At 47.6% G+C, this 18,924-nt stretch carries 25 protein-coding genes; 6 read left to right on the top strand and 19 right to left on the bottom strand.

Annotated features, from left to right (window positions below; all coding sequences use genetic code 11):
• Positions 1 to 48: 48 nt before the first annotated feature.
• From QNJ26_19890 to QNJ26_19965, 16 genes are all read right to left on the bottom strand, one after another.
• On the bottom strand, positions 49 to 744 hold the full coding sequence (locus tag QNJ26_19890) for a hypothetical protein (protein ID MDJ0987814.1): 696 nt from the start codon (positions 742 to 744) through the stop codon (positions 49 to 51).
• Between the two features lie 189 nt (positions 745 to 933).
• Complete coding sequence (locus QNJ26_19895; GenBank protein MDJ0987815.1) at positions 934 to 1,131, bottom strand: ferredoxin; 198 nt, start codon at positions 1,129 to 1,131, stop codon at positions 934 to 936.
• Positions 1,124 to 2,308 (bottom strand): flavodoxin domain-containing protein, encoded by a 1,185-nt coding sequence (locus QNJ26_19900; GenBank protein ID MDJ0987816.1) that lies wholly within the window; start codon positions 2,306 to 2,308, stop codon positions 1,124 to 1,126. Before QNJ26_19900 ends, QNJ26_19895 begins: the two co-directional genes overlap by 8 nt.
• A gap of 236 nt (positions 2,309 to 2,544) precedes the next feature.
• A complete protein-coding gene (locus QNJ26_19905) occupies positions 2,545 to 2,703 on the bottom strand; it encodes a rubredoxin (protein MDJ0987817.1) in 159 nt (52 codons plus the stop codon).
• Between the two features lie 323 nt (positions 2,704 to 3,026).
• Positions 3,027 to 3,206 (bottom strand): rubredoxin, encoded by a 180-nt coding sequence (locus QNJ26_19910; GenBank protein ID MDJ0987818.1) that lies wholly within the window; start codon positions 3,204 to 3,206, stop codon positions 3,027 to 3,029.
• A gap of 153 nt (positions 3,207 to 3,359) precedes the next feature.
• A complete protein-coding gene (locus QNJ26_19915) occupies positions 3,360 to 4,331 on the bottom strand; it encodes an NAD(P)H-dependent oxidoreductase (GenBank protein MDJ0987819.1) in 972 nt (323 codons plus the stop codon).
• 3 nt (positions 4,332 to 4,334) lie between these two features.
• Positions 4,335 to 4,700, bottom strand: a complete 366-nt coding sequence (locus tag QNJ26_19920) for a cytochrome c3 family protein (protein MDJ0987820.1) — start codon at positions 4,698 to 4,700, stop codon at positions 4,335 to 4,337.
• Positions 4,701 to 4,860: 160 nt separating this feature from the next.
• The gene (locus QNJ26_19925; protein MDJ0987821.1) at positions 4,861 to 5,076 is read right to left on the bottom strand and encodes a hypothetical protein; all 216 of its coding nucleotides are present in this window, start codon (positions 5,074 to 5,076) and stop codon (positions 4,861 to 4,863) included.
• A gap of 30 nt (positions 5,077 to 5,106) precedes the next feature.
• A complete protein-coding gene (locus QNJ26_19930) occupies positions 5,107 to 5,541 on the bottom strand; it encodes a flavodoxin domain-containing protein (GenBank protein MDJ0987822.1) in 435 nt (144 codons plus the stop codon).
• A gap of 72 nt (positions 5,542 to 5,613) precedes the next feature.
• Complete coding sequence (locus QNJ26_19935; protein ID MDJ0987823.1) at positions 5,614 to 5,781, bottom strand: hypothetical protein; 168 nt, start codon at positions 5,779 to 5,781, stop codon at positions 5,614 to 5,616.
• Positions 5,782 to 5,830: 49 nt separating this feature from the next.
• Positions 5,831 to 6,340 (bottom strand): ferritin, encoded by a 510-nt coding sequence (locus QNJ26_19940; protein ID MDJ0987824.1) that lies wholly within the window; start codon positions 6,338 to 6,340, stop codon positions 5,831 to 5,833.
• Between the two features lie 5 nt (positions 6,341 to 6,345).
• The gene (locus QNJ26_19945) at positions 6,346 to 6,720 is read right to left on the bottom strand and encodes a desulfoferrodoxin (protein ID MDJ0987825.1); all 375 of its coding nucleotides are present in this window, start codon (positions 6,718 to 6,720) and stop codon (positions 6,346 to 6,348) included.
• Positions 6,721 to 6,993: 273 nt separating this feature from the next.
• Positions 6,994 to 7,569, bottom strand: a complete 576-nt coding sequence (locus QNJ26_19950) for a rubrerythrin family protein (GenBank protein ID MDJ0987826.1) — start codon at positions 7,567 to 7,569, stop codon at positions 6,994 to 6,996.
• A 55-nt stretch (positions 7,570 to 7,624) separates the two neighbouring features.
• Entirely contained in the window at positions 7,625 to 7,834 is a 210-nt protein-coding gene (locus tag QNJ26_19955; GenBank protein MDJ0987827.1) for a hypothetical protein, read from the bottom strand.
• A 681-nt stretch (positions 7,835 to 8,515) separates the two neighbouring features.
• Complete coding sequence (locus QNJ26_19960) at positions 8,516 to 9,292, bottom strand: 4Fe-4S binding protein (GenBank protein ID MDJ0987828.1); 777 nt, start codon at positions 9,290 to 9,292, stop codon at positions 8,516 to 8,518.
• A gap of 105 nt (positions 9,293 to 9,397) precedes the next feature.
• Positions 9,398 to 10,129, bottom strand: coding sequence for an HD domain-containing protein (locus QNJ26_19965; protein ID MDJ0987829.1), 732 nt, complete (start codon positions 10,127 to 10,129; stop codon positions 9,398 to 9,400).
• Positions 10,130 to 10,413: 284 nt separating this feature from the next.
• Here QNJ26_19965 and QNJ26_19970 point away from each other — a divergent pair, with 284 nt between their 5' ends.
• Positions 10,414 to 11,121, top strand: coding sequence for a Crp/Fnr family transcriptional regulator (locus QNJ26_19970; protein MDJ0987830.1), 708 nt, complete (start codon positions 10,414 to 10,416; stop codon positions 11,119 to 11,121).
• Positions 11,122 to 11,199: 78 nt separating this feature from the next.
• Here the strand turns inward: QNJ26_19970 and QNJ26_19975 are convergent, their stop codons facing one another.
• Entirely contained in the window at positions 11,200 to 11,676 is a 477-nt protein-coding gene (locus QNJ26_19975) for a ferritin family protein (GenBank protein ID MDJ0987831.1), read from the bottom strand.
• A 288-nt stretch (positions 11,677 to 11,964) separates the two neighbouring features.
• On the opposite strand from QNJ26_19975, the gene QNJ26_19980 reads away from it, so the two are divergent.
• The 5 genes from QNJ26_19980 (at position 11,965) to QNJ26_20000 (ending at position 16,110) form a co-directional block, all read left to right on the top strand.
• Positions 11,965 to 12,369 (top strand): hypothetical protein, encoded by a 405-nt coding sequence (locus tag QNJ26_19980; protein MDJ0987832.1) that lies wholly within the window; start codon positions 11,965 to 11,967, stop codon positions 12,367 to 12,369.
• Between the two features lie 257 nt (positions 12,370 to 12,626).
• The gene (locus tag QNJ26_19985) at positions 12,627 to 13,223 is read left to right on the top strand and encodes a DUF2318 domain-containing protein (protein ID MDJ0987833.1); all 597 of its coding nucleotides are present in this window, start codon (positions 12,627 to 12,629) and stop codon (positions 13,221 to 13,223) included.
• Positions 13,224 to 13,401: 178 nt separating this feature from the next.
• The gene (locus tag QNJ26_19990) at positions 13,402 to 14,559 is read left to right on the top strand and encodes an ABC transporter permease (protein MDJ0987834.1); all 1,158 of its coding nucleotides are present in this window, start codon (positions 13,402 to 13,404) and stop codon (positions 14,557 to 14,559) included.
• A gap of 165 nt (positions 14,560 to 14,724) precedes the next feature.
• Positions 14,725 to 15,426 (top strand): ABC transporter ATP-binding protein, encoded by a 702-nt coding sequence (locus QNJ26_19995; GenBank protein ID MDJ0987835.1) that lies wholly within the window; start codon positions 14,725 to 14,727, stop codon positions 15,424 to 15,426.
• Between the two features lie 63 nt (positions 15,427 to 15,489).
• The gene (locus QNJ26_20000) at positions 15,490 to 16,110 is read left to right on the top strand and encodes a TlpA disulfide reductase family protein (GenBank protein MDJ0987836.1); all 621 of its coding nucleotides are present in this window, start codon (positions 15,490 to 15,492) and stop codon (positions 16,108 to 16,110) included.
• 23 nt (positions 16,111 to 16,133) lie between these two features.
• On the opposite strand, the gene QNJ26_20005 is transcribed toward QNJ26_20000, so the two are convergent.
• The gene (locus QNJ26_20005) at positions 16,134 to 17,051 is read right to left on the bottom strand and encodes a universal stress protein (protein MDJ0987837.1); all 918 of its coding nucleotides are present in this window, start codon (positions 17,049 to 17,051) and stop codon (positions 16,134 to 16,136) included.
• Between the two features lie 378 nt (positions 17,052 to 17,429).
• Entirely contained in the window at positions 17,430 to 18,881 is a 1,452-nt protein-coding gene (locus QNJ26_20010; protein MDJ0987838.1) for an RtcB family protein, read from the bottom strand.
• Between the last annotated feature and the right edge of the window lie 43 nt (positions 18,882 to 18,924).

Raw genomic sequence — 18,924 nt, forward strand, 5'->3', positions numbered from 1 at the left:
GATTTTTGGGTTTACAAGCAGGTCTGAGCGCTTGCAGTAGACGGTGGGCTATGATGCAGGTGTATTTTGAAGCGCAGCCCTTGCCAGTTCGGCCACCGAGCGCAATCTGAGTTGTCGGTCAAGAAAGATGCTTAAATTTTGCTTATCGCTTGCTAACGTTTCAAGCAGATCCGTATGTTCTTTTTGGCGCAACGCACCTGCTGCCCAGGCGGCCAGGCCCCGCAAATGGGGATCGTCGGCTTGCAGAAATAGTTGCAGATAATCCGCTGAGCCCCTTAAAAGCTGCGGTCGTGCGTGCGCCAATCGGCCGATTCCCCACAAAAGCCCCCGTTGCAAGGTTGGATGCTCAAGAAAGTTTCCTTCGGGTTGAGCATAGGATATGAGTATACACCAGAATTCATCAGCTAATTGTTCATTGAGCGCCATGATCTCTCCCATGGCCTCCGGACATCCCCAGCCAATACCGCCGGATTCATCGTTGAGGTGCCACATTAAACGCCGCATGATTACCCTCGCAGACTCAATGTCGGATCCAGCCAGCCGGTGGACCACCTCACCCATGGCGCTTACCGACCGCCATTTTAAGATATCATCTGTGCTGCACAAAAACGAAAAAAGAGGGTTGACGGCTTTTCGGCCCGGTATAGCGACCACCTCTGCCAATCCTCTTTCAAAGTCTTCCCGCATCAGCAGTATTTCTATCTTTTTTTTAAGCTGACGACCGGTCATTTTGTGTTGTTTCATATCATAATAGTCTATCAGGATGATTGCCTTGTTTGGTTTTACTACGAAGTTCACGAAGGACGCGAAGAAAGAAAATCAAAAATTTTAATATCGAACTTCGTGCATCTTCGTGTTCTTCGTGGTGAACTTGATTAGCTAATAGACCACCGACAGTGGATGGACGGAATGACTTGTGGATGTTTAAATGCATTACGAGACCAAATATATACAATCTACCGGGCAATACTTTATGGCGTCATTGACTTCCGATTCAGGATAAGCATCCATGTCAATCACCTCAATATAACCGGCATCATTTAAACGAAATACCTCAGGGCATGTTTCTACACAGACACCACAGACGATACATTCACTGAGCTCAACCACAGGTACTTTCATTTTATTCATTAACCGCTTTTCCGATTGTGCGGCCATATTCGTAACATTGTTCAAGGCCTTCTTTGTCAGGAACGTATTGTATTTTTAGGCCCGAATCGATCATATCAAATTTCATACCTTTGAGCTCCTTGGCAATGATCTTGGTAGATTCACCACTCCAGCCGTAGGAGCCAAAAGCGGCCCCGATTTTATTCAGTGGTTTCAGCCCTTTCATGTAACATAGAAAATCGGCCAATGATGGAAACAACCCATTGTTCAAGGTCGGACCGCCGACGACAACCGCCTTGGCATCAAAAACCTCGGTCATCACTTCACTGCGGTGCCATTTTCTAAGATGTAAAGGCTTGGTCGGAACCCCTTCTTTATTAATGCCGGTAGCAATGGCCTCAGCCATTTTTTCGGTGCTGTGCCACATGGTATCGTAGATGACCACGGCCTTTTTCTTAGGAACCTGCTGACACCAGCGAACGTAAGCTTCAAGGATTTTGGCCGGATTCTGGCGCCAGATGATCCCGTGGTCGGGGCAAATCATCTTGAATTCCATGCCGGATTCAATGATGTTCTTAAGATACTTCTGAATCAAGGGGACATACAGCAACAAAATATTGGCAAAGTATTTTTTGGCATGATGCATAATCGCATCCCCGATCTGATCGTCGAACCGTTCGGGGCCGGCAAAGTGCTGGCCGAATCCATCACTTGAAAAAAGAATTTTGTCTTCTTTGAGATAGGTAAACATACTGTCCGGCCAATGAACCATACGGGTTTCCAGAAAGTTCAATGTTTTTTTGCCAAGGCTCAACTCTTGGCCGGTCTCGACAGGCTGGTAATTCCAGTTGCGCGTAAAGTGGCGCGGTAAATTCTTATGGCCCATTTTGGAGCAGTACAATGGTTTGTCTTCACCCACCCGATGCATGACCCGGGCCAAGCCGCCGGAGTGGTCCAGCTCGGTGTGATTGCTGATCACATAGTCAATATTTTTAGGGTCAACGACGGCGGAAATATTGGCCAGCAGCTGATCTGCAAACTCCTTTTTGACGGTATCGAGCAATGCGATCTTGTCATCGACGATTAAAAATGAATTATAGGTCGTTCCCAGGTCGGTCGAATACCCATGGAAATCTCTTATATTCCAGTCGATAACACCCACGTCGTATACTCCGGGTGCAATTTCTAATGGTTCCATATCCCTCTCCCGTTATTCTGTAGCTTTTCCGTATTTAAATCCAACATTTTTTAGCAGGAAATAATGTAAACACATTTAAAGCCGGCGCAACCTGCGCTAAAGGTCTAAACAACCGCTTATGCGACCCTTAGCACCCGCTGCCAAAACAATTGATGCCCTTTTAATCCGCGCACATTCGCCGGCCTAAAAGGGCATCGAATTGGCTTTTATCAAATCGTTTGATAAATACTGTTTATTTATTCCTTTTCAAAATCAGCCTTGGAAGCGCCGCATACCGGGCATTCCCAATCATCCGGCACATCATCCCATTTGGTGCCAGCAGCCACTCCATTATCCGGATCCCCTTGTTCCGGATCGTAAACATACCCGCAGATCGTGCATACATACCTGTCCATTATTGCCCTCCTTGTGTTAATGTGTTGGTCGTGCCGAGGTTATTTTCTAAAACCGGCTTTTCTGATGCCCCAATTTTTCTAACCTGTTCTATTGACAGTTTCAAGACTATTTTTATTAGAATAGATTTCAAAACCCTTTTGAAGTTTATTTTGCGGCCTTTTGTTTACAAGCGCTTAATGAAGTGGAGCGCGAAATCTTGAACTGCCTGAGGGCGATAGCCCGAGTTTTTAAGATTTAGCGAAACGAGTTTAGCGCTTTTCAAAAGCCGCAAACCAACACAAAAGGAGTTTTGAAATGAATTCTGCCATCTTTAAAATTTGGATTAGCCTAATGGCTTAAACATTTTTTTGCTGGCGCCGCAGACCGGACATTTCCAGTCATCCGGCAGATCGTCAAATGCAGTGCCTTTGGGAATTTTGCCCTTGCGGTCACCACGGTCGGGATCATAAATATATCCGCAATTCACTGTCTGGCATTGATACATCTCATGGGGTTCGGCCATCCATCCTCCTACTCAGATTAGACCTTTGAAAGCCTTAAATTTGTGAATTCACCACGAAGGACACGAAGTTCAAGAAGGTTTGGACAAAAACAAAATTTATTCTTCGTGTGCTTCGTGCTCTTCGTGGTGTTTTCCCAAGTCGGTTATGATTTTCTAAATTAACTCATCCAATAGAGACTTGACTCTGTTTTCGATTTCATCGCGGGTCTGACGCATAAAATCAAGCGGCTTGCCGGCCGGGTCCGCCAGATCCCAATCCAGCATCTGCGCTCCGGGTACAAGCGGACATTCTTCACCACATCCCATGGTAACGATAATTTCCGGGGGGGTGTCTGATATGGCGGATTCAATGCTCTGCGGAATACGGTAGGCCAAATCAAGGCCTTTTTCCATCATGACCTTGACCATATCCGGATTTACTTTTTCAGCCGGTTGGCTGCCGCCGGTCAGCGCTTCGATTTTATCCCCGGCTAAAGATTGGGCGAAGGCACTGGCTATCTGGCTGCGGCAGGCATTTTCGCGGCAGGCGAATAATATTTTTTTTCGGCCCATCAGAGGTCCAATCAGATCGGCGGCCGCTTTTTCAACATCCGCTGTCACTGTCGGATGGCGGGACATGTCTTTGGGGCCTTCGATCTCGCGGTAAGTCAGACTGCCGTCAAAATGCGCGTCAATGGCATCAAAAAAATATTTGGCGGACAATTTAAGCCCATCAAACAAGCTTTTTCCTTTGCTGGCGCCAACTGAAAGCAAATAGCCGCGCTTGGTCTTGTGTGCGGGATCGGCTAGTTTGAATCGATACTTTCGTGCCCAGAACAACTGACAGCGATCAACCACCGCTTTGAGCTGGGCAGTCATATTGAAAAAGAAAATGGGTGTGGCCAACACCACGACCTCCGCCTGCCGGATCAATGGGTAAATTTCGCTTTTGACATCGTCGTCAATAGGGCAATATCCCTTATTTTCACAGACCACGAGCTCCTTGCATGGGATGATTTCCTTGCGGGTGACTTCAACGATGTGGGTTTGGGCGCCCAGTTTTTCGGCTGCCTGCATAAAAGCGGTTAGCAAATATGAAGTATTTCCTTTTCTACGGGGGCTTCCCTGAAAGCCAAGTACCAGCATAATTTATTTCTTTTCTTTAATATGGCATTTAGCGCATGTGGTAGGACCTGATTTTAGACCTTCCTTTTTCTTTTGCTTGTGGCATTTGGTGCATTGCTTGTTCATCACCTGCTTCTTCTTTAGAGTGCCTGCTGCTTTTAGCTCCTCAATAATACCCGTTTTTTGAGGATATAGGGCATGACAGATTTGGCAGTCAACCAGATTGTCTTGATGTTGATGATGAGGGAATGGCACAGGGCCGCGCGTGCCTCCAGGAAGCGTGATTTCAGCAGCCCCCTTGTTTTCTACTGGCGCGTCGCTCAGAGCAATGGAAACCGCAGCAAACACCAACATTGCCGAAACCAGCGGCAGGCATATTCGAATTGTCATCAAGGATCTCCGATTCAACTTTACATTTTCCACAGCTAAGATTGAATGCAGGTTGCAACCATCATCAGATAAAGGCCTACCGGTCTGCCGGCCATCTGGCCAGAATTATCCTGTCTTGCTGACAAACTGGTATTCATCGAAGGCAGGTCATCAAGATTTATCAGCGCGGAGAAATGCTTTTGCCTTCGCCTTCCAGTTCACATTCTGCAAAATCAATCGGCTCGTTGCAGGCGCCGCAAGTATGCGGCCGGTCAAATTCGTCTGAAAATATTTCTTTGGCTTCACCGCATTTTGGGCATTTGCAGATGAATGATTTAAGCGTTTTAAAGTTTGCATATCCAGGACAATGTTGTGGTGTGGATGTAGTGTCTGCCATAATTACCTCCGTTAAATTCAGAATATGTTGCTATCCGAGTTTTTTCGCGATTTCCCGCCCGTAATCCTGAGCCATTTGCATACCCCCTTCCAGGGAGCTTGATTTCAGGCGCAGGGTGTCTCCAACCATATCCATTTTAAGGATGTGTTTCATCGTGTCGAAAATGCGATCATTGGCTTCACCGCTCCAACCAAAGGATCCGAAAGCGCCGCCGACCTTGCCTTCAAGATTTGCTTTTTCAGCTAAAAACAAAAAGGTTTTCATGGCCTGAATCATTTCGCCATGATAGGTAGATGACCCAAACGCGTAGGCATCATAACCTTCAAGGTCGGCTTCTTTGTTAAGGGCTTTGGATTCGACCACCTCGGCCTCATGGCCGGAAAATCGAATACCTTCCGCAATCAGATCAGCAATTCGCTGAGTTTCTCCCGTTCGGGTGGCATATACGATGAGGGCTTTAGCCATAGTTCTTCTCCCAATGACGCACGCAAACAAGTAGAAAGTTTACATAAACCGCCATTTTAAGCCAGAATAAAGTTATTTTTTGGGCTCGGCAATTCGATTGTCAGTGCCTTCTGCTTCACAATCCGGTGTATAGCAGGTATTGTCCAAAAATTCGCATTTTTCGTGGCAGGATGGACATTCATTGGGGTGGGCCTCTGCGTCAAAAGTATACCCACAATTTGAGCATTTCCAACTGGGCATTTTGATTTCTCCTTTTAAATGTCTTAGGTCGACGATCCTGTTGCTAACATTATTCTTCGCCACCTTCAGATGGGCGGCGCTTGGCCATTTCACGGTCCATCATAAATAGGCCGCCTTTGGCCTCTCCCATTAATTTGAGCTGCTCCAAAACACCGCCAACGCTATCTTCTTCTTCAACCTGTTCTGATACAAACCATTGCAGAAATATCTGAGAGGCATGATCGCGCTCTTCATTGGCGACTTCGACCAAATCGTTGATCAAGCCCGTAACCTTCTGCTCATGCGCCAGGGTATCCTCAAAAACAGCCAACGGTGAATTCCAATCAGAGGGTGGTGCTTCGATCTGGGCCAATTGAACCCGGCCACCCCGCTGGTTGATGAAATCGTAAAATTTCATGGCATGCTCTAATTCCTCCTGGGCTTGGTAATACATCCAGTTGGCAAAGCCATCCAGATTAACGGACTTAAAATAAGCATTCATTGACAGATACAGGTAGGAAGAATAGAGCTCTGCATTCATCTGACCACTGAGCGCTTTTTGCATTTTGTCTGATAACATGTTACCTATCCTTTCCAAAGACCGTGTAGATTGCAATATTCACGGGCAGTCACATTTTCGGAAGCCACATTAAATTCTGCTTCGGGCGCGTCTCCGGGATTTAAAAACTGGCGATCAGTTTTGCCGTCTGTAATAATCTCAATCCATTCAATATAGTGTTTGTCTTCCATCGGATGCGCGACGTCACCGACTTTTACCTTCACACCGCCGTCAACTTTTTCGATAACGGGAACGTGTTTTTCTTTAGCGGCATCGACCGTGTTCTCAACCAGTTTTTCCATGGGCTGTCCGCAGCACACCAATTCCCCGGCGCCGCCGTGCAGCACCTCAACAATATTACCGCAGGCCTCGCATTTATAAACTTCCAGTCTTTCTGCCATTTGATCCTCCTTTTGTGTTTTATCAGGTTGGCCGGTTGGCCAGTTGAGCCCGTTGCGCCCGTTAAAATAGGGAAAAATCTACTATTATATTTTAAAAATAGCGCCTGAACAGGCTAGTTCAAGATATTACTTAAACTTGCATTTAAAGCTTAGATTTTGTTCGCTGGCAAGGCGTAAACCGTTTTGAAAACGGAGCGTACACGATAGTACGCGAGTATTTCAAAACGGTTTATAACACAGCCAGCGGACAATAGATGCGTCTTAGATGCAAGTTTAATAATTTTCGCCGAGTAGCTCGAAATGCGCCCTTGGATGCACACATGCCGGGCATTCGTCCAGTGCCTCGTCGCCTTCATGCAAATATCCACAATTGCGGCAACGCCAGACCACCGATTGTTCTCTTTTAAAAACAGTGCCGTTTTCAATATTGGTCGCCAGCGCCAAATACCGTTTTTCATGCTGCTTTTCAGCCACAGCAATGGCGTTAAAGATCTCAGCAATTTCTTCAAAGCCCTCTTCAATGGCTATTTTTGCGAACCCGGGATACATTTGCGTATATTCATAATTTTCGCCACCGGCGGCTTCTTTTAAATTATCCAATGTGGTGCCAATGACGCCGGCGGGAAATGCTGCCGCTACCTCAACTTCACCGCCTTCCAATAGTTTAAACAGCCTTTTGGCGTGCTCTTTTTCCTGATTGGCGGTCTCGGTAAAAATTTCCGCTATCTGCACATAGCCGTCTTTTTTCGCCTGGCTGGCAAAGTAAGTATAGCGGTTGCGAGCCTGGGATTCACCGGCGAAAGCGGTCAGAATGTTTTTTTCGGTTTGGGTCCCCTTTAAGTTTGCCATGTGTATGCCTCCGTGATCTTTTCTGATAAATTGATATTTCAGCCCCTAAATTGGTTTATGATCGTTCTTGCCACCACCCTTTGATAATATGGTTCTGCTTTTCTTCCTCAGCTAGTTTTTTTAGTTTGTAGGCCGAATCCCTTAAAACGCCATAGAGAATACCGCACCCATTGTCCTCACGATCGGCATCGCCCTGATCAGCCAGGGCCATCATTTCCTCCACTAGACTTAACGTCCTTATGATATGCACATTACAAGGTTTCACTGAATTTTCTCCCGGGCTGGAATTGAAGGCTTAATTTTCCTTAGAATAGAAAGATTAACGATTGTTTGAGCTGTTCTGGTAAAAATTCAAATTCTGTGCCAGGAGAAAGTCCCGGATCCCCTTTCCGGGCGATGTGGGCTAAATGAGCGAATTTATAAGGTTAGTCAAAAATATCGATCATCGCTCACCTGTCAAGCACTTATGCTGTTGATATCATTGCGATACATGCAACGAACATGATTTCACGGAATATCAGGGCCTTGCAAAGATAATGTCTGGATATCACAATAAAAATGACATTGCAATATGGTCTCAGAATAATTTTTGAAACATAAATGTCTCATAAGACAGGTGACAGAAGTCAGAGGACAGAAGACAAAGGTCAGAAGTCAGAGGTCAGAGTTCAAATGGCTCATAGGTTTGATGACGGAAGATCGACCATGCAACCCGCAACCCGAAACACGTAATACAGAGGTCAGAAAACAGGTGACCCGTCTTCGCTCTAGCGAGCTTCGCCGGGGCAAGCAGAGGACAGATGACACGTCTTCGCTTTTTCAAGCTTAGGGCTTCGACCCCACAAGACGCCGCGGCAAGCAGAGGACAGAGGTTGAAAGACGGAAATCAGGGGTAGGGGCGGGGTTTATCCCCGCCCGATCGGCTTGAGCTAAAATAAAAATGGCATCAGGCCGCCACCACCTGTCTGCGATCAAGAATCTGACCGCGTGTGCTGATGACGACCTGTTCCATGGGGATATTCACACCGGACATTTCCATCCCTTTTTTCACAATCATGGGTAGCCCGCCACAACAAGGCACTTCCATGATGACGGTGGTAATTTTTTTGATGCCAGATTCTTTGCAAATCTGGGCAAATTTTTCGATGTAAAATTCGGCGTTATCCAGCTTGGGACAGCCCATCAGCACGGCTTTGCCTTTGATGAAATCACGGTGCACAGTCGGAAATGCCACCGGGACGCAATCTGCTAGAACCAGCAAATCAGCTCCTTTTAAAAATGGGGCCGTCGGAGGAACGAGCATGATTTGGACCGGCCAATGCGAAAGGGCTGATTGCTCTAATTCGGCTGCATCTGCGGCTGATAGATCTCCTTGAGGCGCGGCGGCTAACGGCTGCGGCGTATCGAATGCCTGCATGCGGGCCGACGGACATCCGCCTGAAAAAGCCGGTGTCGGCTGATCAACCTCTTCTTGCTTTTTTTTCGCAAGTAGCTCTTCTACAGCCTCTTCATCGAATTCATCGGCTTCGCGTTCGATGATTTTAAGAGCGCCCAGAGGACATTCGCCCAGACAGGCGCCCAGGCCGTCACAATACATATCAGCAATAACGCGGGCCTTGCCGTCTATGATTTGCAGCGCGCCCTCGGCACAAGATGGGACACAGTTGCCGCATCCGTCACAAAGTTCTTCATCAATTTCGATAATTTTTCGCACGGTTTTCATGGGTTGCTCCTCTTATTGTGATTTTGAAAATGGACTATTTATGATTGCTCCAAAACATCAGCGATTTTTTTATCAGGTCCTTGTCCATGCAAAAGGATAGCTCTTTTATCTATCCAGCAGCATCTCTCGGGCGGCGTCTCGCCCGGCATCGGTCAGAAACGAGCGCTCAATAAGATCCTCCAATTCTTCCTTGGGGCGGGGTGCTTTTTTTTGTTTTTCATCCAAATTTTCAAGCAGGTCGGCATCATAGACCACTTTGAAATTCAGACTGTCATCGGACCGCGGATGGTGATGGTGTCCGATGACATCGCAGATTTCCAGAATTAATTCTTCTTTGGCGCCCAGCTTTTCCAATATGGATCTGGCAATGGGTGGTCCTTCTGCCTCCTGAAACTCCGCCGCCGTGCTGCCGTGTTTTCGTTCGGCTTCATGAATGCCGATGTCATGTAAGTAGGCTGCCGGCAATATGACGGCCAAACTTCCTTTTTCCTTTTTACCGATCCGTTCGGCGTAACGGGCCACCCGACCGGCGTGTGCAATGCGTTTAAAATCACTTTTAAAGTAGCGTTTCATTTCAATCGCCACGCGATCTTTGAGCAGGTCTTCTTTCTGGGCGATAAGCTCCGGAGGTAAATCCCCGATACATTGCTCGGCGTACTGACAGTAGGCCGCGCAGCCAAAATCCATTTCCGGATTAACGAAACGGTGACCGCATTTATCACATTTGCGTGTGGTATCGTCTTTAAAAAACTCAACCGTAGCGCTGCATTTCGGGCACTTGGTTTCAAAGATGGCGCCCGGTTTCCAGTACAAGGTATCTTGTCCAGGGCATTTCATGATATGTTTCCTATTCTTATCGCGTTGTGGCCTCGGGTTGTGCTTTTACGGATGGCCAGTTTTCGTAAACAATAAAATATTAAGATGATGATGGCATTGACTTAAATCAAGATAAAAAAATCTTTGTTTTTATATTTTTTTACGATGTGCATCGCGCCGTGTATCAAACGGGCCTTGCTATAACCGTATGGTTTTGTATGATATGGAGAACATCTTTTAACTTTCTAATAAGCACGCACACCTTTGATTCTTTGAACCTCTGCAACCCTTGACATTGATCAAAAATGGATGCAAAAGAAGATATGGAAAATATTCTAGATCTTATTTCGGCGATCCCCTTGTTCAACGGTCTGCCTGCTGAGCAGTTAGAAGCCATCCGGCAGATTGCGATTGAAAAGCGATTTAACAAAGGTCAGACAATATTTTCAGAAGGAGATAAGACTACCGGATTCTTTGTGATCGTTGATGGCCGGGTCAAAATTTACAAGGTTTCATCGGAAGGCAAAGAGCAGATTCTGCACATCTTTGAAGCTGGGCAATCATTTGGGGAGGTTACGGTTTTTACTGGGCAGCAAATGCCGGCCAATGCACAAGCCCTTGCCAAGACGCATCTGCTTCTTTTTGCCAGAAGCGCTTTCGTAGACCTGGTGACCTCTCATACCTCTTTGGCTTTGAATCTGCTTGGGATTATGTCGAAAAAGCTGCGTCAATTTGCAGCCCAAATCGAAAACCTTTCTCTTAAAGAAATCCCCGCGCGTTTGGCCTCCTACCTGATTTACCTGGCTGAAGAGCAGGGTACCCAAGACGCCGTCACACTAAATGTATCCAAAGGCCAGCTGGCCAGCCTTTTGGGCACTATTCCTGAAACGCTCTCGCGAATCTTTGCCAAATTGTCCACTCAAAAATTAATTCGCGTTGAGGGCCCGAAAATAATACTGTTGGATCGCGAGGGGATCGAAGACCTGGCCGAATACCAAAAAGATTTTGACTGACAAACCCTTCCCTTGTTCGTAGGCCGGATATCTCCTGCTTAAACTCAATGCGCTGCAATTCATGGTTTTGCAGATTGTTTAAGGGGCTGCTGCAACCAGATGCTTGGTCAGCAACTGGATATGGCCCATTTCTTCTTTGATGATGGCCTCGATGCGAGTCCTTCCCATATCTTTGGGCACCGCCGCTTTCATTCCCAGGTAAAACACAATGGAGTCTTTTTCGGCTTCGATGGCCGATTTGAGGATTTCCACCATGGAAGTGACATCAATTTCCTTTTCGAAAAAGACACGGCTGTCAACCAGGGCTTTCAGATAGAGAGAGGCCTCACCAGACGGATCAAAAACCGTTGCGGCTTTTTCAGCTGACGAGAGTTCGGTGCGCATGGACTCAAACATTTTTTCATGGGCCTCTTCCATTTTTGAAAGGCCCAGTAACATCTCTTTGTTTGACGGATCCGCAGTTTTTTCCGCAGCATCACGATAAAATTGGGCACCATTGCGTTCCATTTGCTCGGCCATTTCAAAAACCTCGTCTGCATTAAAATCGTAACTCATTTTTTATCCTTTCATTATATTAAGAATTGAAACCACCCGCGAGAAGCGATCCTGTATGGGCGACGATTAAGACGAAAACCCGTGACCACGATTAATTTGCCAATATACGTATGATCTCATCTTTTGTAAAGAATCTTAACCTGAACCAATTCAATATATGAAAAAAATTCAGGATGTTTCGGGATCCGCCGGCTTGCCAGAACTGCCTGCAACCCGGCGTTATAAAATTCCACTTGACAGAAAAATAGCACTTCTATATCATACTAAAATAGTAGGGATAGTAGTTGAATGATGAAAAAACTCATTGCCATAATATTAACATGTGTGTTGACCCTTACGGTGCTTATATCCGGCGCTTCCGGCTATTCTGATTGCGCCGTCAGATGCATGCGTGAGATGGCCAAGGACCATCCGCATGCCACCATGGGTTCGACCCACCTGCGAGTACCCGACTGCTGTTCAGGGGGCGAACAAAGCCCGTGTGAAATGAACACTGCCCCGCAGGTTGAGATTCCCGAGTGTTCAATTGCCAGTCACCCAACGGCATCCGAAAATTTGATCGGTATGGGGATAGCCTCAAGTGTCACCGATTCTGATCACATCCGATCAATGCCAGCGGGCTTACACACGATTGCCGCAGAATTTCATAAGGACCCACCCATCTATCTGCGCACCCTCTCTATTTTGTGTTGAATCCCACTTTCAGAGGGCTCTTTTTCCAGTTGGTTTGACCTTACGCCGTTTCTAGACAGGCGTTTTCCCATGCAATCGCTGCAGACTGGATCAAGGTAGCACCGCGCTGTCTTAGCCGCGGCCAACAAACCAAAAGTCCCTTAAAGCGCCCACTTTCATAAATCCCGACATTTATCTGATTACTGACGGTAGACAGATGTCTATGCGGAATGAAATGTGAATATTCTGAACTCAAATTGATAAAGGAGAGACAACTGATGTCTAAAAAAAGTAGAAAAAATTTATCATCTTCGAAAAAGCGGAACACAAAAATAACTCAGGAAAAGCGACAGGCCAAAAAAGAAGCAGTTCTGAGCGCTGAGAAAAAAGGGCGTTTGCCGATGTTGGCTGCAGTAGCCTGCTCGGTTCTTATCATAGCTGGCGGCATTTTCTATGCCACCTATGATCGGTCACAAACCTCACCGGTGGCCGCCGGCGTCACGTCTGAAAATAGCGTCACCCAGGTCAGTATGCCGGCTAACCTGTTTGCCGACGGCAAGGCGCGTCATTTTGAGCATGTGGCTGGTGAATTTAAAATTAAATACTTTGTCCTAAAAAGCTCTGATGGTGTTATTCGGGCAGCTTTTGATGCCTGTGATGTCTGCTGGCCGGCAGGCAAAGGATATTATCAGGAAGGCGATCATATGGTCTGCCGCAACTGCGGACGAAAGTTTGCTTCAGTCCTGGTTAATGAAGTCAAGGGCGGCTGCAATCCGGCCCCGTTGAATCGTCGCGTCGAAAATGACGAGGTCATCATCGAAGTCAAGGATATCCTGGAGGGTCGACAGTATTTTAACTTCTCAGGTAAAGTATAGGCTTGACGGAAAAAAGTGACCACGCGCAAACCTGCCCGCCTCGCCTTGCTCGCATGGCGGGCGTGGGGCGCAAAGATAAAAAAATCGATAAGCGCAATTGCGCGATGCGTGTTTGTGGGCATGTTGCCAGGAAAATTGTCATAATTAATTTCAGACAAAGTCTAATTTAGAGGAAACGATGACACTAAAACAGATCTCCATAAAGAACTTGATCCGGCGCAAAGGAAAAGCATTCTTTGTTCTGGCCGGGTTGGTCATTGGTGTTTCAACGGTTGTCGGCATCATCAGCTACATTGAAGCGATGACCAGCGACATCAATCATAAACTGGAAAAGTACGGCGCCAATATTTTAATCGTGCCCCGGACCGAGAATTTAACCCTTACCTACGGCGGGCTTTCTCTGGGCGGGGTGTCTTTTGAAATGCAGGAAATCCGCGAAGCAGAGCTGGCCCAGGTGAGCTCCATAAAAAATGCCCGCAATATCGCTGCCCTGGGGCCGCTGGTGCTGGGAGTGGTGGACATTAATTCGCATAAGGTTCTGCTGGCGGGTGTCGATTTTAAGGCATCTGCAATTCTTAAGCCCTGGTGGCAACTGCAAGGTCAACTACCAGGCGAAAGCAACGTCATTTTAGGTGCCGAGGCCGCTCGCATCCTGAAATTAAACACCGGCGGCCGCTTAAACATCAAGGGTCGCGATTTTGAAGTGTCCGGTATATTGCAGCCTACCGGCTCCCAGGATGACCAGTTGGTGTTTGCGCGATTGAGCACCGCCCAGTCACTGTTTGATAAAAGCGGGCGGGTTTCGATGGCCGAGGTGGCCGCTTTATGCCATGACTGCCCGATCGATGATATGGTCAGGCAGATCTCAAATGCCCTGCCGGGTGCCAAGGTCATGGCTATTCAACAGGTGGTCAAAGGCCGCATGCAAACACTGGGGCAGTTTAAGAAATTCTCATTTGGCATATCCGGTGTGATCCTGCTGATTGGCAGTCTGGTGGTACTGGTCACCATGATGAGCAGCGTCAGAGAGCGTACCGATGAGATTGGTATTTTCAGGGCCATTGGTTTCCGTAAACGCCATGTCATGAAAATTGTCTTTCTGGAAGCGGCGATTTTATCGGGACTGGCCGGCATAATGGGCTATCTTCTGGGCTGGGGGAGCACCAAGATTGCGGTTCATTTCCTTATTGATGGGCATTCTGGAATTGTGCCCTTTAACGTTGAATTGGCGGTCGGTGCTTTGGCCCTGGCACTGCTGATTGGTTTGGTCTCAAGCACTTATCCGGCAGTCATGGCGGCTCGCTTGGACCCCGGTGAAGCCCTTAGGACGCTGTAAAAATTATATAGACAGTAACTTTTGAGCGATACTATAGCTAGGATGCGCTTTAATCTTAATCAGCAAATGATCTAAAATGAGCTAAAATTAAGATGGATTGAAATCCACAATTTTAGGCATTTTAGGCACTTCACACTTTAGGCATATCAAGGAGAGCTATAACCTATGAGTTATATGACAGCAGAGAATCTTATCAAAACATACGGCCGCGGTGATGCAGCGGTTTCCGCGGTCAGTGATATCAGTTTTCAAATTGAAGCAGGCGAATTTGTCGGCCTGATGGGTGAATCCGGTGCCGGTAAATCGACACTGCTGTCCATCATGGGGGCCATGAACGCTCCCACTTCAGGAACGTTTGTGGTGGATGAAATTGACATATACAGCCTCAGCTCGGAACAACAGACGGACTTTCGACGGGAGTTTCTGGGTTTTATCTTTCAGGATTTTTACTTGGTGCCCTACCTGACGGTCTCTGAAAATGTCATGCTCCCGTTGACCATCGTGAAAAAAAGCCGCAAACAAAAACAGGAGATGGTCGAAAGCGCGCTTTCGCAGGTAGGCCTGTTGGATAAAGCGGCGCGTTTGCCGAACCAGATTTCCGGCGGCGAAAAAGAGCGCGTGGCGATTGCACGGGCGATTGTCAACGAACCACCGGTTCTATTGGCAGACGAGCCCACCGGTAATCTGGACAGCAAAACGTCAGCGGATATCATGAAATTGCTTCAAAAATTTAACAGCGATGGTATGACCATTATCATGGTCACCCACAGTAAGGCATGCGCCCAATATGCCCGCCGCTTGATACGGGTATCCGATGGAAAAATTGTTGCAGATCAACTGTTGTCTGGCAGGAATCTGGCAAATTGAGCTTTTACAATAGGGTTCTGATTCAAAAATGATCGAATGGCTTAAACCAGCGCTTATATCGATATGATGAAAAAGACGCTTTCACATAAGTTTTATGTCCTGTCAATTATACTGGTCACGGTTGTCGGCATTGGGTCTTATCTTTTTTATTCCCAGTATGCTGCCGTAGCCGGCTCTCCAGAACAGGAGCTGGAACGCCTGTTTGGCAACATGGGGATCCTTAAAATGCCCCATCCAACACCGCCTCTGGAGATCCAGCTTGGCGATCTTTTGGGCAATATTGTGCGTCTATCGGAATTTCGCGGCAAGATTGTATTTCTTAATTTCTGGGCCACCTGGTGTCCCACTTGCGTTGTCGAGATGCCGTCGATGGAAAAATTACATCGCCGTTTTAAGGATCAGGATTTTGCCATGATTGCCGTGAATTTAAAGGAAAGCGAAACGCAGGTAAAATCGTTTTTCGAAAAACTGCAACTCTCATTTACCGCATTGCTAGATGTTAACGGGGAAGTGGCATCCGGATTGGCAGTCAATGCCCTGCCGACGACCTTTTTTCTGGATAAAAAGGGCAGGATTATAGGTATGGCCCTGGGTCCCAGGGAATGGGACAATCAGGCATCCATCGAGCTTTTTGAATTTTTAATCAACCGCCCTGAGCCTGTTGCGACAAGCAGTGGCTCATAATTACCTCTTGATGGCTTTTGAGTTTAATCGCTTTGCGCTTTGGTGCTCACCGAAAGAACCGGGCAGGGCGCTTGACGTGCCACCCGGTCTGTGGTTGACCCCAGGAGTAGCGTTTTGACCAATCCGTGACCGCGAACCCCCAGTACAATCATATCCATTTCATTGGATTTGGCGTATTTTCCCAGAGCTTCATAAGGTTGACCCGCTAAAATGAGCGTTTCCGGTGAGCACCAGTTGCGGGCGTCCTCCGGTACCATGCCCATGAGTTTATCGGTTAAGCGCTGATGCAATTTTTGCTCGATTTCTTCACTCAGCATTTTATCCGGTTTTAGTAGTACGCTGGAGGCGGAGGGCTCAATAACGTGAGCCAGATAAAGGTCGGCCTCAAATTCCTGCGCCAGGCTGACCGCGTGTTGAAAGGCCAGGTCGGAATCAGGTGAGAAATCGCACCCGACCAGGATCTTTTTGAGGGTTATTGTTTGATTGACCGGGTCCACAAATTTATGTTCGGGGCTGTGAACCACCAACAAGGGGCATGTGAGCACCCGCATCAATCGTTCGGTAACCGACCCCAAGATCAATCGCTTCAGACCGGAACGGCCGCGTGTGGCGGTAATGACCAGATCGATTTCTTTTTCTGCCACCAGTCGTGACACTTCGTCGGCGACATGGCCGACGGTAATCAGAGGCTCCCATTGTACGGCCTGCTTTCCGATGATCTCATTGAGCTGTTCAGCAGCCTGTTTTTTGATTCGGTTTTGCTGGTCAACCGGATTTAACTGAAACTCACCATAAATAGCAATCGAAGATAAATCAATGACATGACAGATATACAATTTGGCTTCGAACTCTTTGGCCAAAGCCACCCCATAAGGTATGGTATAATTGGAGAAATCGGAAAAGTCCGTGGCACAAAGGATGTTTTTCATTTGTACTCTCATGGTACGTTCTCCTTATTTACTCGAATTTGTCTTTATATTCTCAAGCCGAGTTCGGCTTCATGCTACAGGGCACCAGACAAAGCGCCAATAAGCTTTGAATTCGCTTCTTTTTTATAGGTTGCAGCAGCAACATATACGACTATAAGGCGGAATTTTATATCTTTATATATGGTATTAGAATCGATTTTAGAATAGTAGATAACGTTCCCCGCATGAATGCGGGATTTCACGCCTGATTCTAAAACATTAAGGTGTTCAACAAAGCAAGGCGAAAACCGATTCAAAAGTGGAGTCCGCCTCCGGCGGATTAGTATTCGAGCATTTTGAATCGGTTTTTAACACAGCCCTTGGGCGTTAGATGCAATTGTAAAATCGATTCTAGCCCTTGATTACAGCGATGGGCTTCAATCTCGCCACCTTTTTGGCAATGCCCGCGCTGTGCACGACATTAACAACCCGATCCACATCTTTATAGGCGGCCGGTGCCTCTTCGGCCAGGCCGGGCATGCTGCCTGCCCGGATGTGGATGCCTCGACCCTCGAGCTCTTCACGCAACGTTATGCCCCGCATGCTTTTTCTGGCTTTTTTGCGGCTCATTGTGCGGCCGGCCCCGTGACAGGTGGATCCAAATGTTTGCGCCATCGATTGCGCTGTACCAACCAGAACCCATGATGCGGTACCCATCGAGCCCGGCACCAGTACCGGCTGTCCGATGTCACGGTAAACCGAGGGCAGCTCGGTTGATCCAGGCCCAAAGGCGCGAGTGGCGCCCTTACGATGAACGCACAGCTGCATGAGCTTGCCGTCGATATGATGGGTTTCAACCTTGGCCATATTATGGGCAATATCATAAATCTGAAAGATATGATGATTTGAAACCCTACCGGCCAATACCTGCTCGAAGCTGCGCCGAATGTGGGCAGCCAGCACTTGACGGTTGGCAAAGGCATAATTGGCAGCCGCCTTCATGGCAGCCAGGTAGTCCTGACCTTCGGCGCTGCTGAGCGGGGCACAAACCAGTTCCCGATCCGGCAGGTTGAGTCCGTAGCGGGAAATATTTTTTTGAAAACGTTTGACGTAATCGCCGCAGACCTGATGACCCAGGCCACGTGATCCACAGTGGATTTGGATCGCAATTTGTCCCTCAAAAAGGCCGATTCGCTGGGCCACATCAGGGTCCGTAACCTGATCGACGATATCCAGCTCAATAAAATGGTTGCCGGCGCCCAGCGTCCCTACCTGCTTTTGGCCACGGTCCTTGGCCCGTGGACTGACTTTTTCCGGGTTTGCACCATCCAGGCAGCCGCCTTCCTCGGTGCGTTCCAGATCTGTTTCAGTACCGAATCCCTTTTTAACCGCCCAGTGAGCACCCTGTGATAGGACCTGATCAAGTTCTTTGGCCTTCAGTTTGATGTTGCCCCCCTTGCCGACCCCACTGGGGCAGTTGGCATAAAGAACGGTCGCCAGATCATCGACAAAAGGACGGATTTCTTCATGGTCTAAATGGGTGGCCAGCAGGCGCACGCCGCAATTGATGTCATATCCAACGCCGCCCGGAGAGATAACACCATCCGGCAACTTGGTGGCCACAACGCCACCAATGGGAAACCCGTAACCCTGATGAATATCCGGCATGGCCAGGGCATATTTGACAACTCCAGGCAACGTCGCTGTATTGATTAACTGTTGCAGGCTGTTGTCCGTTATGATGCCTTTTAACAATTCGGCATCGGAATAAAAGCGCGCCGGTACCCGCATGTCGGCGCGGAATTCAGCCGGCACTTCAAACAAATGATCATCCAGCTGTTTAAAATCATGCTTGGCAACCACTTTAGCCCCCTGATTCTAAAACCCGAAGGTTTTGAAAGGTTTT

This window comes from Desulfobacterales bacterium (assembly GCA_030066985.1).
Classification (GTDB): Bacteria; Desulfobacterota; Desulfobacteria; order Desulfobacterales; family JAHEIW01; genus JAHEIW01.

Bases quoted from the DNA above. Each gene is read 5' to 3' on its own strand.
- QNJ26_19910 (MDJ0987818.1), bottom strand. From the start codon at position 3,206: ATGGCCGAACCCCATGAGATGTATCAATGCCAGACAGTGAATTGCGGA.
- QNJ26_19980 (MDJ0987832.1), top strand. From the start codon at position 11,965: ATGATGAAAAAACTCATTGCCATAATATTAACATGTGTGTTGACCCTT.
- QNJ26_20005 (MDJ0987837.1), bottom strand. From the start codon at position 17,051: ATGAGAGTACAAATGAAAAACATCCTTTGTGCCACGGACTTTTCCGAT.
- QNJ26_19905 (MDJ0987817.1), bottom strand. From the start codon at position 2,703: ATGGACAGGTATGTATGCACGATCTGCGGGTATGTTTACGATCCGGAA.
- QNJ26_19890 (MDJ0987814.1), bottom strand. From the start codon at position 744: ATGAAACAACACAAAATGACCGGTCGTCAGCTTAAAAAAAAGATAGAA.
- QNJ26_19995 (MDJ0987835.1), top strand. From the start codon at position 14,725: ATGAGTTATATGACAGCAGAGAATCTTATCAAAACATACGGCCGCGGT.
- QNJ26_19920 (MDJ0987820.1), bottom strand. From the start codon at position 4,700: ATGACAATTCGAATATGCCTGCCGCTGGTTTCGGCAATGTTGGTGTTT.
- QNJ26_19925 (MDJ0987821.1), bottom strand. From the start codon at position 5,076: ATGGCAGACACTACATCCACACCACAACATTGTCCTGGATATGCAAAC.
- QNJ26_19975 (MDJ0987831.1), bottom strand. From the start codon at position 11,676: ATGAGTTACGATTTTAATGCAGACGAGGTTTTTGAAATGGCCGAGCAA.
- QNJ26_19950 (MDJ0987826.1), bottom strand. From the start codon at position 7,569: ATGGCAAACTTAAAGGGGACCCAAACCGAAAAAAACATTCTGACCGCT.
- QNJ26_19945 (MDJ0987825.1), bottom strand. From the start codon at position 6,720: ATGGCAGAAAGACTGGAAGTTTATAAATGCGAGGCCTGCGGTAATATT.
- QNJ26_19990 (MDJ0987834.1), top strand. From the start codon at position 13,402: ATGACACTAAAACAGATCTCCATAAAGAACTTGATCCGGCGCAAAGGA.
- QNJ26_19895 (MDJ0987815.1), bottom strand. From the start codon at position 1,131: ATGAATAAAATGAAAGTACCTGTGGTTGAGCTCAGTGAATGTATCGTC.
- QNJ26_20000 (MDJ0987836.1), top strand. From the start codon at position 15,490: ATGATGAAAAAGACGCTTTCACATAAGTTTTATGTCCTGTCAATTATA.
- QNJ26_19985 (MDJ0987833.1), top strand. From the start codon at position 12,627: ATGTCTAAAAAAAGTAGAAAAAATTTATCATCTTCGAAAAAGCGGAAC.
- QNJ26_19900 (MDJ0987816.1), bottom strand. From the start codon at position 2,308: ATGGAACCATTAGAAATTGCACCCGGAGTATACGACGTGGGTGTTATC.
- QNJ26_19970 (MDJ0987830.1), top strand. From the start codon at position 10,414: ATGGATGCAAAAGAAGATATGGAAAATATTCTAGATCTTATTTCGGCG.
- QNJ26_19960 (MDJ0987828.1), bottom strand. From the start codon at position 9,292: ATGAAAACCGTGCGAAAAATTATCGAAATTGATGAAGAACTTTGTGAC.
- QNJ26_19935 (MDJ0987823.1), bottom strand. From the start codon at position 5,781: ATGCCCAGTTGGAAATGCTCAAATTGTGGGTATACTTTTGACGCAGAG.
- QNJ26_19915 (MDJ0987819.1), bottom strand. From the start codon at position 4,331: ATGCTGGTACTTGGCTTTCAGGGAAGCCCCCGTAGAAAAGGAAATACT.
- QNJ26_19965 (MDJ0987829.1), bottom strand. From the start codon at position 10,129: ATGAAATGCCCTGGACAAGATACCTTGTACTGGAAACCGGGCGCCATC.
- QNJ26_19930 (MDJ0987822.1), bottom strand. From the start codon at position 5,541: ATGGCTAAAGCCCTCATCGTATATGCCACCCGAACGGGAGAAACTCAG.
- QNJ26_19940 (MDJ0987824.1), bottom strand. From the start codon at position 6,340: ATGTTATCAGACAAAATGCAAAAAGCGCTCAGTGGTCAGATGAATGCA.